This window comes from Sphingopyxis sp. LARHCG72, from assembly GCF_052871675.1.
The window spans coordinates 81,903-95,147 of the sequence record NZ_JBIXJU010000002.1; the positions used below are offsets into that span (position 1 = coordinate 81,903).

Consider the following 13,245-nt stretch of genomic DNA (forward strand, 5'->3'; position numbering starts at 1 on the left):
AGCCCTCTTATCCTTCTCTGACGCGCTCGTAGACGTCGAGCCGGTCGCTGCCAAGCAGGCGGCTGTCGGAAAGGCGCCAACGGCCGTGCGCCCCCGCGAGGTCGGCGAGGCCGATGTCGCCGAGCGCAGGCCGGCCGCCGCCGATCAGGATCGGCGCGCGATAAAGCAGAAGCCGGTCGACGCAGTCGGCGGCGAGGAACGCCGATGCCGCACCCGCGCCGCCCTCGACCAGCACCGAGTCGACGTCGTCGATAGCGTCGGGCGAGGCGACCGCCGTCCATCCGCCGGGCGCGGTGCCCGACGTCAGAACCAGTTTCTTCGGGCTGCGATCCTCCAGCCCCGGCAGCCGCACATCGAGTTTCGGCGCATCGGCGTCGAGCGTCCCGCGCCCGACGAGAATCGCCTGATGCTGCGCGCGCTCGAGGTGGCCGTGCGCGCGCGCGCGGTCGCCGGTGATCCAGCGGCTCGACCCGTCGGCCATCGCGATCGCGCCGTCGAGCGAAGTCGCAAGCTTGAGGGTAACGAACGGCCGTCGCTCCGTATGCCGCGTCCACCACGGCGCCATCGCCGCGCGCGCTTCGGCGGGAAGGACATTGAAGACGACCTCGATCCCCGCCGCCTGCAACCGCGCGATTCCCTTGCCGTCGGTGCGCGGGTCGGGGTCCTGCGCCGCGATCACGACGCGCGCGATGCCTGCGGCGATCAGTGCATCGCTGCACGCCGGTCCACGCGCGCTGGCGTGTGCGCATGGTTCGAGCGTGACATAGGCGGTCGCACCGCGCGCCGTGTCGCCCGCCGCCGTCAGCGCCGCCGCCTCGGCATGCGGACGCCCGCCCGCCTGCGTCCAGCCGCGCGCGACGACCTTGCCATCGCTGACAATCAGGCAGCCGACATTGGGATTGGGCGCCGACGCCGGCCGGCCGCGCCGCGACAGCGCGATGGCGGCCGCCATCCAGTCGGCATCGGCGGGGGCCCGCTGCATCGGGTCAGTCGGCGGCTTTGGGCTGCGCGCCGCGTGCCGCGCGTTCGGCGAGCGTCGAGCGCACCTGCACCGGCGCGGGCTTCTTTTTCGCCTCCGCCGCGGCTTCGTCGCCCAGCGTCTCGCGGGTCACCTTGTCGGCCTCGCTCGAATCATATTCGATACCGAGGCTGTCGGCGAAGCGCTGATATTCGGCGCGCTTCTGCGCGTTGTGCAGCGTCGTTTCCCTGGCGCGCGCGACCCAGTCGGCGCGGATTTCCTCCGCGCTGCGGTTCGCGGTCCAATTCTCGAAATAGATGATCTGTTCCTTCGGCTTTTCATACGGGATCAGATATTTCTCGACCCCGGTGAAAATCAGCCAGGTCAGCGCCAGCGCGACACCCCAGATCGCCCAGCGATGCGGTCGCGGTTCGCGGATATAGGACCAGAAATCGGACAGGCCGCCGCCGACATCCATATTGTTGAACATTCCCATCCGCGCAATTTAGGCGATGTCGCGGCAATTTGCGAGGGGCAGCGAAGCGCGCGGGCGATTGCGTCGAACGATCGCTGATAACGTTCTCGATTGCAAAAAATGCAATAGCAGATGCTCTTTTCGCAGTTGCAACATTCATTGTGCAGTGCAATATCACACTTGCCTTTTAGGCATCCTCTCCCAAAACTTTCACGGGCCACCTTCGGGTGGCCCTTTTTTTTTGGCCTTTTCCGGCTCAAAACCTGACTTTTTTGGTCGAGAAATACGATCCGGTTCGAATCAGGGGGCGGGCGAATCAGCCCTGAACCGGGGTGCGCGTTTCGAATCGCCGTACCTCGGCGATGAAGCTTCCGGGCAGCGACGTCGGTTGCCCGCTATCGCTGTCGATGTGCGCATAGCTGATCTCGATGTCAGTCAGCCGCTCATTCCCGCGAAAAATCCCGCAATGAAGCGTGAAGTTCGTCCGGCCGAAGGCGCTGATCCGCGCGGCGATCGTGATCAGTTCGTCGAGCCGTGCCGGCGCATGATAGTCGATCTCGCAATGCGTCTCGCGAATATCTGTACCATATTGGTGAAAATAGGGTCCAGGTTGCCCTTCGCCGAGCGCGCGGAAATATTCGGTGACGCCGATATCTGCGTAGACCAGATAATTGGCGTTGAAGACGATATTCTGGCCGTCGATTTCGTTGAAGCGGACGCGAACAGGTTCCTGCACGCGAAAATCGGCGAGCGGCACGTCGCTGCGGATATCGGTCATGGCAGCGTCAGGCAGCAAGCGCGGCGGGCGTACGGTCGAGCGGCGCGCACGCCGCTGCAAGCCACTCGCGCTCCTCGCCCTCTGTCCCGGCCGCCAGTTTCGCGAACACCTCGGCATGATAGGCGTCGAGCCAGTCGGCCTCGGCACCCGACAGCAGCGCGACGTCGACAAGGTTCTGCGCGATCGGCGCGAAGGTGATCGTCTCGAACCCCAGCATATCCTCCTCGGCGCCGGCGATGCTCTGCGGCACGACGATCACGAGATTTTCGATGCGGATGCCGAAGCTGCCCGCCTTGTAATAGCCGGGCTCGTTCGAGAGGATCATGCCCGCGTGGAGCGGCTCCTCGGTCCCTGCCTGCCCGCCCGACGGCTTGGCGATGCGCTGCGGCCCCTCGTGCACCGCGAGATAGGTGCCGACGCCGTGCCCGGTGCCATGCGCATAATCGACCCCGTCGGCCCACAGATACTGGCGGGCGAGAATATCGAGCTGGCTGCCGCGCGTGCCCGTGGGGAAACGCACGGTGGCGAGCGCGATATGGCCCTTCAGCACCTGCGTGAAGCGGCGGCGCATCTCCGCGGTCGGCGTGCCGATCGCGATCGTGCGCGTGATGTCGGTCGTGCCGTCGGCATATTGCCCGCCCGAATCGACAAGATAGAGCGTGCCGGTCTCGATCGCGCGGTTCGTCGTTTCGTCGACCTTGTAATGCGGCAACGCGCCGTTCGGCCCGGCGGCCGAGATGGTATCGAACGACAGGTCCTTGAGCGCACCATTCTCGGCACGGAACGCGCGCAGCTTTGCCGCCGCGCCAAGCTCGTCGAGACCGCCCTGCGGCGCGACCTCTTCCATCCATTTGAGGAAGCGCGACACCGCGACCCCGTCGCGGACATGCGCGGCGCGCGTGCCGTCGAGTTCGGTGCTGTTCTTGATCGCCTTGGGGAGCACCGCGGGATCGCGCCAGCGTGCGATCCCGGCCCCCGCGCCTTCGAGCGCGGTAAAGATCGCGGCGACCGCACGGTCGGGATCGACCGCAACTTTCTTGTCCCTGAGGTCGACTAGCGCCGCCTCGAACGCGTCGCGGTCGTGGATGCGCACGCTGTTGCCGAGATGCGCGCGCACCGCGTCGGTGACCTTTTCGGGTGCGATGAACAGGTCGGCGGTCGCGTCGGCGTGGAGCAGCGCGAAGGCGAGCCCGACCGGCGTATGGCTGACGTCGGTGCCGCGGATATTGAAGGTCCAGGCGATCGAATCGAGCGCGGTCATCACCGTCGTATCGAGCCCCTTCGCCTTCAGCCAGTCGGCAATAATCTCGCGCTTCTCGACCGCGCCCTGTCCGGCGAGCGCCGCATCGTGGACCGTCACCACCGCGGCGCTCGGCGCCGGCTGGTCGTCCCACGCCGCGTCGATCGGGTTCGCGTCGACCGCGACAAGGCGCGCGCCCTTCGCCGCCAGCGCCTTTTCGAGGCCGCGCGCCCAGTCGATGCCGTGGAGCCACGGATCATAACCGACCTTCTGTCCCGCGCTGACGTTGGCGCCCAGCCATTCGGCAACGCTCGACTGCGGCACGCCGACATAGTCGAAGAGCGACCCGTCGACCTGGTCGCGCACCTGCACCGTATAGCGCCCGTCGACGAACACTGCCGCCTTTTCGGGCAGCACCGCCGCGGTGCCGGCCGATCCGCCAAAGCCCGTCAGCCACGCCATGCGCTGCGCATAGTCGCCGACATATTCGCTCATATGCTCGTCGCTGATCGGCACGACGAAACCGTCGAGACCGCGCGCGGCGAGTTCGGCGCGGACGCGGGCGAGGCGCTCTGCATAAACAGTTGCGGGGACGGGGCTGGACATGGTCGCTTCCTTGTTCCTACATCGTAGGCGATCCCGCCCATAGGGGCGACACCGCGGGGGATTTTGTGATGCGCGCTATTTGGATGTTTCTGGCGGCAATTGCCACCCCGCTTGTCGTATCGCCCCCACTGCTCGCCCAAGAGAAAGACCCAGCATTGACCAGCACCACCCCGGCCCTGCCCGCCGCCCCTGTCGCGGAAAAGCGTCCGCACGAAATGACGCTGCACGGCAAGACGCTCTCCGACCCGTATCACTGGCTGAAGGACGAGAGCTATCCGACGATCGATGACAAGGATGTGCTCGATTATGTGAAGGCCGAGAATGCCTATTTCGACGCGGCGATGAAGCCGCACGCCGCGCTCGTCGAAACCCTGTTCCAGGAGATGAAGGGCCGGATCAAGGAAGCCGATTCCTCCGTGCCGCAGAAGGACGGCGACTGGATCTACTGGGTCGAATATGAGGAAGGCGCCGAATATAAGAAATGGTATCGGAGGCCCGCCGCGGGCGGTGATGCGATCCTGATTCTCGACGAGGTCGCGATGGCCGCGGGCAAGGATTATTTCCGCCTCGCCGAACTGTCGATCAGCCCCGATGGCAAGCTGATGGCCTATTCATTCGACGACAATGGCTCCGAACGGTTCGAAGTGCGCTTCAAGAACCTCGCCACCGGCGAAGCCCTCGCCGATGTCATCCCCGGCACGCTGTCGTCGCTGGTGTGGACGTCGAAGAATGACGCGATCCTCTACGGCCTCGCGAACGAGAATTGGCGCACCGACAATGTCCGGCTGCACAAGCTCGGACGCCCCGTGTCCGAGGACAAATTGCTCTACAAGGAAGCCGACATCGGTTTCGGGGTGGGGATCGGCAAGACGGCCGCCGACAATTATATCGTCATCGCGACGGGCGATAACGAGACGAGCGAGGTCTATCTCCTCCCCGCCGACAATCCCGAGGCGAAGATGCAGCTCGTGTCGGCGCGCAAAAAGGGCCGCGAATATAGCGTCGATGAGCGCGACGGGACGCTTTATGTCTACACCAACGACGAGCATCCGAATTTCCGCGTCGCGACCGCGAGCGTGAAGAAGCCGGGCGAGTGGAAAACCCTCATCCCCGGATCGGACGGAAGCTACATCACCGGCCTGTCGGTTTTCCGCGACTATTTCGTGCTCGAAACGCGCGAGAAGGGTGTCGATCAGGTCGATATCCGCAAATATGACGCGCCGCTGACCCCCGGCCGGATCCGGTTCCCCGAAGCCACCTATGTCGCAGGGCTCGGCGACAATCCCGAATATCATCAGGACAAGCTGCGCCTCGACTATGAATCGATGGTCACCCCCGACACGGTGTTCGATTACGACCTCGCAAGCGGCAAGCTCGAAACGCTGAAGGTGCAGGAGATTCCGTCTGGTTATAATCATGACGACTATATAACCGAATTGGCAAACATGCCGTCGCGCGACGGAACGCCGGTTCCCGTGTCGCTCGTCTATAAAAGGGGCACGCCGCGCGACGGTAGCGCGCCGATGCACCTCTATGTCTATGGCTCTTACGGCTACCGCGTCCCGCCGGGCTTTTCGACGACGCGTTTGAGCCTCGTCGATCGCGGGATGATCTACGCGATCGCGCATGTCCGCGGCGGCGACGACCTCGGCCGCGCCTGGTATCTCGCGGGCAAGACGACCGAGCGCAAGAACACGTTCAACGACTTCATCGATGTCGCCAAGGGCTTGATCGCCGCCAAATATACCAGCGCGGGCAAGATTTCGATCGAGGGCCGCTCGGCGGGCGGGCAGGTGATGGGCGCGGTTTATAACCAGGCGCCCGAGCTGTGGGGCGCGGTGCTCGCGGGGGTGCCCTTCGTCGACGTGATCAACACGATGGTCGACGAAACGCTGCCACTGACCCCCGGCGAATGGCCCGAATGGGGCAATCCGATCACCGACAAGGCGGCGTTCGACTATATGCTGAGCTACAGCCCCTACGACAATGTGACGGCGAAGGCCTATCCGCCGATGCTGGTGTCGGCAGGGCTCAACGACCCGCGCGTGACCTATTGGGAACCCGCCAAATGGGTCGCCAAGCTCCGCGCGACGCGCACCAACGACGCGACCTTGCTGCTGCGCACCAACATGGGCGCGGGCCACGCCGGCAAGTCGGGCCGCTGGGGCGCGCTACGCGAGGATGCCGAGGAGTTCGCCTTCGTGCTGACGCAGTTGGGGGTGGAGAAGTAGAGCTGTGGAACAGCACTCCATCTTCGTGATCGGGGGAGCAGAAGACGAGCAGATTCTGATCGTTCAGGGCCGTGACGGCGACAATTGCCGGCTCACCTGCACGGTACGCGGCGAAACTCATCATGCCGATGCGCCAGACTATTTTTCGGCGCTCCAAAGAATCCGCAAACGGGTGCTGGAGCCCAAGGGCCTGATTCCATTCTGCTACGGCGCAAGTTTGAAGGTTTGGCCGTCGGCCATGTCACGAGATATGGGCGGAGGCCTGAAAGCCTATAAGATTGAAACCGGCCTTCCAGCGACGGAGCTCGTCGGAATTTTCGAGGAAGGGCCGGACATCATTCCGGCATCGGTTGAGATGCAGGAAGAGTTTTCGCGTGACTGGATTGAATCGCTGCGAAAACTGATGCGCTAAGTCAAGCGCGCCAGGTAACGCCGAGAGACCAACTCGCGCTCCAGCGTCGGCGCATCGACGAACCGGTGCCCCGCGATGCCGACCGATTCGGCGCCCGCGATATTCGCCGCGACATCGTCGATGAACAGCGCGCCCTCCGGGTCGATGCCGAATCGCTCGATGGCGAGATGGTAGATCGCGGGTTCGGGTTTCATCAGCTTCTCGGTCCCCGACACGACGATATCGCGGAAGCGGTCGAACACCGGCTGGGTCGGGCGGAAAGCTTCCCAGAATTCATGCCCGAAATTGGTGATCGCAAACAGCGGTACGCCCGCAGCGTCGAGCCGCTCGACGAGTTCGACGCTGCCGGGCATCGGGCCGGGGATCGTCTCGTTGAAGCGCGCCGCATAGGCGTCGATCAGCGGCGCATGATCGGGAAATTCGGCTTTGCGTTCGGGCACCATCTCGGCGAGCGGGCGGCCGGCGTCGTGCTGGAAATGCCACCCGGGCGTGACGACGTTCGTCACGAACCACTCAAGCTCGTCCTTGTCGGCGATCAGCTTGGCGAACAGATAGCGCAGGTCCCAGTCGAAGAGGACACGGCCGACGTCGAAGATCACGCTCCGGCCAATCATGACGGCTCCAGACACGCGAAAGCGCCGCCGGAAGCATCCGACGGCGTAACGCTGTTCATCAAAAGCAAACGGGGCGAAATCGCCCCGCGCAGGGGCATTAGCCCTGGCGCGCCTTGAAGCGGCGGTTGGTCTTGTTGATCACATAGGTGCGGCCACGGCGGCGGATAACGCGGTTATCCCGGTGGCGGTCCTTCAGCGACTTCAGGCTGTTGCGAATCTTCATGATCTCTGTCCGTAAATCTTGGCGTATTGACGCGAAGCGGCGCAACTATGGGGAAGCGGCTCGAAAGTCAACCGCCTTTCAGGCCGATTTCAGCCTGCGAGCGCCTTTTGCCGCCGCCTTTGCACCGACGAGCCATAACCCATCGCCTCGCGATATTTGACGACGGTGCGCCGCGCGATGTCATGCCCCTCGGCAGAGAGTTTCTGCGCGATCGTCTCGTCGGACAGGATCGCCTTCGCATCCTCGCCCTCGATCATCGCCTTGATCCGGCTCTTCACCGCCTCGGCCGACACCGCACCGTCGCCTTGCATGTCCGAAATGCCGCTCGAGAAGAAATATTTGAGCTCGAACAATCCGCGCGGGCAGCTGAGATATTTGTTGCTCGTGACGCGGCTGACGGTCGATTCGTGCATGCCGATCGCCTCGGCGACCTGGCGCAGCGTCAGCGGGCGCATATGCGCGACGCCGTGGAGGAAAAAGCCTTCCTGCTGCTTGACGATCTCGCTCGCGACCTTGACGATCGTGCGCTGGCGCTGGTCGAGCGCGCGCACCAGCCAGTTGGCGCCCGCGAGCTGCTCGGACAGCCACGCCTTGCTCTTCGCCGCCGCTCCCTTCGCCAGCTCGCTATAATAGCGGCGGTTGACGAGCAGCCGCGGCAAGGTGCCGCTGTTGATCTCGACCGCCCAGCCCTTCGCGGTCTGGCGGATATAAAGATCGGGGACGACCGCCTGCGCGCCACCACCGCCGAATTTCAGCCCCGGCCTCGGGTCATAGCCGCGCAGCTCGCGAATCATGTCGGCGAGATCTTCGTCGTCGACCCCGCAGATGCGCTTGAGCTGCGGGAAGGCGCCTTTCGCGACAAGGTCGAGATGCGCGATCATCGTCGCCATTGCGGGGTCGTAACGATCGGCCTCGCGCGCCTGGATCGCGATGCATTCCGCAAGGTCGCGCCCGCCGACGCCCGAAGGGTCGAAGCACTGGATGCCCGCCAGCACCGCTTCGACCAGCGCGAGCGGGACGCCCAGCTGCGCGGCCAACTCGGCAAGATCGGCGCGCAGATATCCCGCCTCGTCGATCAGCGCGACGAGCTGTCCCGCGACGATCGCCTCGATCCCGCTGAAGCGTTCGCCGACCTGCGCGAGCAGATGGTCGTGCAGCGTGCCCTCATGCTCGGCGAAGCTGTCGAAATCGATATCCTCGCCGCTCCCCGACAGCCCGACATTGTCGCTCGCGCTGTCGTGGTGGAAGCTGTCGGCGGCAAGATCGACGTCGAGGTCGTTCGCGGTGCCGCCGTCCGCCGCCAGCGCCTGATCGGCGCCGAGCGACGCGGCTTCGGTCGGCGACACGTCGCCGCCGGGCATGAATTCGGGATCGCCCGCGCTTCCGTCGCTGTCCGCCGCGGCGGCATCGAGCAACGGATTGCCCTCGAGCGCCTCGGCCAGATAAGCTTCGAGTTCGAGGTTCGACAGCGCCAGCAGCTTGATCGCTTGCTGCAGCTGCGGCGTCATCACCAGCGATTGCGACTGGCGGAGATCGAGGCGCGGACCCAACGCCATCAGCGGCTCACATCGTCACAAAGAGAAACCCTCGCCGAGATAGAGGCGACGCACCTCGGGGTCGGCGACGAGTTCGGCCGGCGAGCCGGCAAGCAGCACCTTGCCGTCGTAGATGATGCAGGCGCGGTCGACGAGGTCGAGCGTCTCGCGCACATTATGGTCGGTGATCAGCACGCCGATGCCGCGCGTCTTCAGATCGGCGACGAGGTCGCGGATGTCGCTGATCGACAGCGGATCGATGCCCGCAAAAGGTTCGTCGAGCAGCATGATCGACGGGTTGGCCGCGAGCGCGCGCGCGATTTCGGCGCGGCGCCGTTCGCCGCCCGACAACGCCATCGCCGCCGATGAACGGAGGCGCGTCAGCCCGAATTCGTCGAGCAGTTCCTCGAGCCGGCGCTCGCGCGAGACCTTGTCGGGCTCGCTGAGTTCGAGCACCGCGCTGATATTCTGTTCGACCGTCATGCCGCGAAAGATCGACGTTTCCTGCGGCAGGTAGCCAAGGCCGAGGATCGCGCGGCGATACATCGGCAGCGCGGTGATGTCGGCGCCGTCGAGCATGATGCGCCCGGCGTCGGGCTTCACCAGCCCCATGATCGAATAGAAGCAGGTCGTCTTGCCCGCGCCGTTCGGACCGAGCAGGCCAACGACCTCGCCCTTGCCTACCGACAGCGACACGTCGGACAACACGACGCGCTTGTCATAGCTTTTCGCGATCGAGATGACGGCGAGGCCATTGCCGGCGGCCGCCTCTTCGCGGACATGCGCCTTATGTTCGGTGACGCCATGATCACCTTCGGCCATCGTAACAGCGGGGGATTCGTCGTCGGTCATAGGTCGGTCGGTTCCGTTTCTAATACCCGAGCGGCGTTACCCCAGCGACGCGGCGAACGTCAATCTGGCAAGATTTTTGCAGGGCAACGAAAGCGGTGCCGGCGGCGGCGCTTAATGCCCCGCCTGCGGCCCGCGCACGATCCCCGACAGGGCGAGCTGTTCGTCGATCGCGGCGAGCAGGCGCGCCAGCGCTGCCTCGTCCTTCGCCTCGGCGCGCGCGACAAGCACATCCTGCGTGTTCGACGCGCGGAGCAGCCACCAGCCATCGTCGGTCAGCACACGCGCGCCGTCGGTGCGGTCGACCTGTGCGCCCGATTCGGCAAGCCGGTCGAGAACTTCGTCCACAATGGCGAACTTGCGCACCTCGTCGACCTGGAAGCGCAGTTCGGGGGTGTTGACCATCGGCGCCATATCGCCGCGGAGCTGCGTAACGCTCTGCCCGAGTTTCGTCGCCGCCTCGATCAGCCGCACCGCGGCATAGGGCGCGTCGTCATAGCCATAATAGCGATCGGCGAAAAAGATGTGCCCGCTCATCTCGCCCGCGAGCGGGCTGCCGGTTTCCTTCATCTTCGCCTTGATCAGGCTGTGCCCGGTCTTCCACATCAGCGGCTTGCCGCCGAGCTCGGCGACGCGGTCGAACAGCGCCTGGCTCGCCTTCACATCGGCGATCACCGTCGCGCCCGGCAAATCCCGCAGCGCCGCGGCGGCGTAGATTTGCAAGAGCTGGTCGCCCCAGATCACCCGCCCCTGCCCGTCGATCGCGCCGATGCGGTCGCCGTCTCCATCGAAAGCGACGCCGAAATCGAGGCTCTTCTCGGCGACGAGCCTCTTGAGGTCGGCCAGATTCTTTTCCTCGGTGGGATCGGGGTGGTGGTTCGGAAAATGGCCGTCGATATCGGTGAAAAGAAGATGATGTTCGCCCGGCAGGCGCGCGGTCAGTTTCTCGATCACGGTGCCGGCGGCGCCGTTTCCGGCGTCCCAGCCGATGCGGAACGCCCCGCCCGCGAAGCCTTCGATCAGCCGGTCGACATAGGCGTCGACGATATCGATGCTCTCCGCCGTGCCTTCGCCGCTTTCCCAGTCGCCGGCGGCAGCCATTTCGCCGATCCGCTGAATGTCGGCGCCGAAGAAGGGACGCCCCTGAAACACCATCTTGAAACCATTATAGTCGGGGGGATTGTGGCTGCCGGTTATCTGTATGCCGCCGTCCACATCCTCGGTTGACGCGGCATAATAGAGCATCGGTGTCGGCCCCAGCCCGACGTTCAGCGCGTCGATGCCCGCGGCATTGATCCCGGCGATCAGCGCGTCGGCAAGCATCGGCGACGACAGCCGCCCGTCGTAACCGACCGCAACGCGCTTGCCTCCCGCGCGGCGGATCAGCGTCGCGAAGCTGCGCCCGATCGCGTTGGCATCGGCGGCCGACAGCGTGTCGCCGACAACCCCGCGAATGTCATATTCGCGCAGCATGGTGGGGTGGAAAGCGTGGGTCATGGTGGGTCCTTTGGGGGAGCTGGGGCGTCAGGCGGCGGCGAACAGGTCGCCGTCGGGATGGAACCGCTCGCGCGCGGGAAGGTTCAATCCCCCCATCGCTTCGCGCAATTCCTGCCGCGCGACGACATGGCCGATGCCCATGCCGCCGAGATGCGCCTTGTCGAGCAGGGTGAGGCCCGCCGGGAACAGCTCGCGATAGATGACGCGCTCGCCGAGGCCGGGGATGACGCGGAAACCGACGCGGCGCGACAATTGGGTCAGCGCTTCGCCGACGCGGCGCATATTGTGCGCATCGACATGCTGGAGGCGGTTGCGCAGGATGATCCAGTCGATCGTCCGCCCGTCGGTCTTGGCGCGCGTCTTGCGCGTGTCCCAGATCAGTTCCGAATAGAAGCTGGGGCGGGTGACCTGGAATGTTTCGGGGTCGACCTGCCCGATCAGGTCGAAATCGATGAAGCTGTCGTTGATCGGGGTGACGAGCGTGTCGGCGCTCGTCGCCAGATGGCGCGCAAAAACATCGTCGCGCCCCGGGGTGTCGGCGATCAGATAGTCGGCGTCTTCGGAGAGCCGCGCGACCTGCTCGTCGAGCTCCTCGATCGTCGTGCCCTCGAACACCTCGAAGCGCGGCGTCGGCAGCGTGATGTCGCGGCGCTTTTCGGTGTTCTGGCGATTTTCGAGATAGCGGTGGAAGGTACGCTGGCGCGGGTCGAGATCGATCCCGGCGACACGCCACCCCTGGCTGGCCAGTGCGACCGCGAAATGCACGGCGCAGGTCGATTTGCCCGTCCCGCCCTTTTCATTGGCAAAGATGATGCGGTGCGGTGCGGGCTTCGTCGCGAGGGTAGTCATGGGGCGTTGCGATTTTCCTGTTTGCGCGGCATGGGCGGCCGACGCGCGAAGTGATATAGTCGCGCCAATATCGGAGGGCGACCGGGCGTGCAAATCATCCGTGACATCGCGATGCTGCACCGTGCCGTTACGGCACTGAAGCAGGGCGGTAAGAGCGTGGCGCTCGTGCCGACGATGGGATCGCTGCACGACGGCCATCTCTCGCTCGTCCGCATGGCAAAGCGTGTCGCCGACCACGCCGTCGTGTCGATCTTCGTCAATCCGACCCAGTTCGGCCCGAACGAGGATTTCGACGCCTATCCGCGCGACGAGGCGCGCGATGCGGCGATGCTGGTCGAGGAAGGCACCAGCCTGCTGTGGGCGCCCGATGTCCGCACCATGTACCCCGGCGGCCACAGCACGCATATCGAGGTTGCCGAACTCGGCGCCGATTATTGCGGCGCGGCGCGCCCCGGCCATTTCGACGGCGTCGCCACCGTCGTCGCCAAATTGTTCAACCAGGTCCGCCCCGATGTCGCTATCTTCGGCGAAAAGGACTGGCAGCAGCTCGCGATCATCCGCCGCATGGCGCGCGACCTCGATTTTGCGATCGACATCTTGGGCGCGCCGATCGCGCGCGATGCCGACGGCCTCGCGCTCTCGTCGCGCAACGCCTATCTTTCGACCGACCAGCGCGCGGCGGCGACCGCCTTTCCGCGCGCGCTGAACGCTGCGGCGAAAGCGATTGCGGGCGGCAGCGACGTCGCCGAGACACTCGCGAAAGCCGAAGCGACGATCGTCGCGGGCGGCTTTGACAGCGTCGATTATGTCGCGCTCGCCGATGCCGACAGCCTCGAACGATTGGGCGATTTTCGCGCACCCGCGCGCCTTCTAGCGGCCGCACGGATCGGGAAAACACGGCTGATCGACAATTTGCCGGTCGGTTGACCAACGCCAAAAGCCAAGGATTTCTGCGGCACTTGCACGATATCCACAAAA

13 protein-coding genes are annotated in these 13,245 nt (G+C 65.0%); 3 read left to right on the forward strand and 10 right to left on the reverse strand.

Annotated features, from left to right (window positions below):
• Positions 1-7 precede the first annotated feature (7 nt).
• From ribD to ACIPPQ_RS05480, 4 genes are all read right to left on the reverse strand, one after another.
• Complete coding sequence (gene ribD / locus ACIPPQ_RS05465; RefSeq protein ID WP_446543517.1) at positions 8-952, reverse strand: bifunctional diaminohydroxyphosphoribosylaminopyrimidine deaminase/5-amino-6-(5-phosphoribosylamino)uracil reductase RibD; 945 nt, start codon at positions 950-952, stop codon at positions 8-10.
• Between the two features lie 34 nt (positions 953-986).
• Positions 987-1,448, reverse strand: a complete 462-nt coding sequence (locus ACIPPQ_RS05470; protein ID WP_446543185.1) for a hypothetical protein — start codon at positions 1,446-1,448, stop codon at positions 987-989.
• A 301-nt stretch (positions 1,449-1,749) separates the two neighbouring features.
• Positions 1,750-2,211, reverse strand: a complete 462-nt coding sequence (locus ACIPPQ_RS05475; protein ID WP_446543186.1) for an acyl-CoA thioesterase — start codon at positions 2,209-2,211, stop codon at positions 1,750-1,752.
• Between the two features lie 7 nt (positions 2,212-2,218).
• The gene (locus ACIPPQ_RS05480) at positions 2,219-4,057 is read right to left on the reverse strand and encodes an aminopeptidase P family protein (RefSeq protein ID WP_446543187.1); all 1,839 of its coding nucleotides are present in this window, start codon (positions 4,055-4,057) and stop codon (positions 2,219-2,221) included.
• Between the two features lie 83 nt (positions 4,058-4,140).
• Here ACIPPQ_RS05480 and ACIPPQ_RS05485 point away from each other — a divergent pair, with 83 nt between their 5' ends.
• Positions 4,141-6,288: a S9 family peptidase gene (locus ACIPPQ_RS05485; RefSeq protein ID WP_446543518.1), complete on the forward strand. Its 2,148-nt coding sequence runs from the start codon at positions 4,141-4,143 to the stop codon at positions 6,286-6,288.
• 4 nt (positions 6,289-6,292) lie between these two features.
• Entirely contained in the window at positions 6,293-6,700 is a 408-nt protein-coding gene (locus ACIPPQ_RS05490) for a hypothetical protein (protein WP_446543188.1), read from the forward strand.
• Here the strand turns inward: ACIPPQ_RS05490 and ACIPPQ_RS05495 are convergent.
• The 6 genes from ACIPPQ_RS05495 to ACIPPQ_RS05520 form a co-directional block, all read right to left on the reverse strand.
• A complete protein-coding gene (locus ACIPPQ_RS05495) occupies positions 6,697-7,314 on the reverse strand; it encodes an HAD family hydrolase (RefSeq protein WP_446543189.1) in 618 nt (205 codons plus the stop codon). The two genes, ACIPPQ_RS05490 and ACIPPQ_RS05495, sit on opposite strands and share 4 nt — an antisense overlap.
• Before the next feature lie 97 nt (positions 7,315-7,411).
• Positions 7,412-7,537, reverse strand: a complete 126-nt coding sequence (gene ykgO, locus ACIPPQ_RS05500) for a type B 50S ribosomal protein L36 (RefSeq protein WP_003046794.1) — start codon at positions 7,535-7,537, stop codon at positions 7,412-7,414.
• 89 nt (positions 7,538-7,626) lie between these two features.
• Entirely contained in the window at positions 7,627-9,093 is a 1,467-nt protein-coding gene (gene rpoN, locus ACIPPQ_RS05505; protein WP_446543190.1) for an RNA polymerase factor sigma-54, read from the reverse strand.
• 15 nt (positions 9,094-9,108) lie between these two features.
• The gene (gene lptB / locus ACIPPQ_RS05510) at positions 9,109-9,894 is read right to left on the reverse strand and encodes an LPS export ABC transporter ATP-binding protein (protein WP_446543519.1); all 786 of its coding nucleotides are present in this window, start codon (positions 9,892-9,894) and stop codon (positions 9,109-9,111) included.
• A 141-nt stretch (positions 9,895-10,035) separates the two neighbouring features.
• The gene (gene pgmG, locus ACIPPQ_RS05515; RefSeq protein WP_446543191.1) at positions 10,036-11,418 is read right to left on the reverse strand and encodes a phosphoglucomutase/phosphomannomutase PgmG; all 1,383 of its coding nucleotides are present in this window, start codon (positions 11,416-11,418) and stop codon (positions 10,036-10,038) included.
• A gap of 27 nt (positions 11,419-11,445) precedes the next feature.
• The gene (locus ACIPPQ_RS05520; protein WP_446543192.1) at positions 11,446-12,267 is read right to left on the reverse strand and encodes a division plane positioning ATPase MipZ; all 822 of its coding nucleotides are present in this window, start codon (positions 12,265-12,267) and stop codon (positions 11,446-11,448) included.
• Between the two features lie 87 nt (positions 12,268-12,354).
• On the opposite strand from ACIPPQ_RS05520, the gene panC reads away from it, so the two are divergent.
• Positions 12,355-13,194 carry a pantoate--beta-alanine ligase gene (gene panC, locus ACIPPQ_RS05525; protein WP_446543193.1) on the forward strand — a complete coding sequence of 280 codons (840 nt, stop codon included), beginning with the start codon at positions 12,355-12,357 and terminating at the stop codon, positions 13,192-13,194.
• Positions 13,195-13,245: the final 51 nt, after the last annotated feature.

Coding starts and splice junctions, on each gene's coding strand:
- ribD (WP_446543517.1), bottom strand. CDS start 952: ATGGCGGCCGCCATCGCGCTGTCGCGGCGCGGCCGGCCGGCGTCGGCG.
- ACIPPQ_RS05470 (WP_446543185.1), bottom strand. CDS start 1,448: ATGTTCAACAATATGGATGTCGGCGGCGGCCTGTCCGATTTCTGGTCC.
- ACIPPQ_RS05475 (WP_446543186.1), bottom strand. CDS start 2,211: ATGACCGATATCCGCAGCGACGTGCCGCTCGCCGATTTTCGCGTGCAG.
- ACIPPQ_RS05480 (WP_446543187.1), bottom strand. CDS start 4,057: ATGTCCAGCCCCGTCCCCGCAACTGTTTATGCAGAGCGCCTCGCCCGC.
- ACIPPQ_RS05485 (WP_446543518.1), top strand. CDS start 4,141: ATGTTTCTGGCGGCAATTGCCACCCCGCTTGTCGTATCGCCCCCACTG.
- ACIPPQ_RS05495 (WP_446543189.1), bottom strand. CDS start 7,314: ATGATTGGCCGGAGCGTGATCTTCGACGTCGGCCGTGTCCTCTTCGAC.
- ykgO (WP_003046794.1), bottom strand. CDS start 7,537: ATGAAGATTCGCAACAGCCTGAAGTCGCTGAAGGACCGCCACCGGGAT.
- rpoN (WP_446543190.1), bottom strand. CDS start 9,093: ATGGCGTTGGGTCCGCGCCTCGATCTCCGCCAGTCGCAATCGCTGGTG.
- lptB (WP_446543519.1), bottom strand. CDS start 9,894: ATGGCCGAAGGTGATCATGGCGTCACCGAACATAAGGCGCATGTCCGC.
- pgmG (WP_446543191.1), bottom strand. CDS start 11,418: ATGACCCACGCTTTCCACCCCACCATGCTGCGCGAATATGACATTCGC.
- ACIPPQ_RS05520 (WP_446543192.1), bottom strand. CDS start 12,267: ATGACTACCCTCGCGACGAAGCCCGCACCGCACCGCATCATCTTTGCC.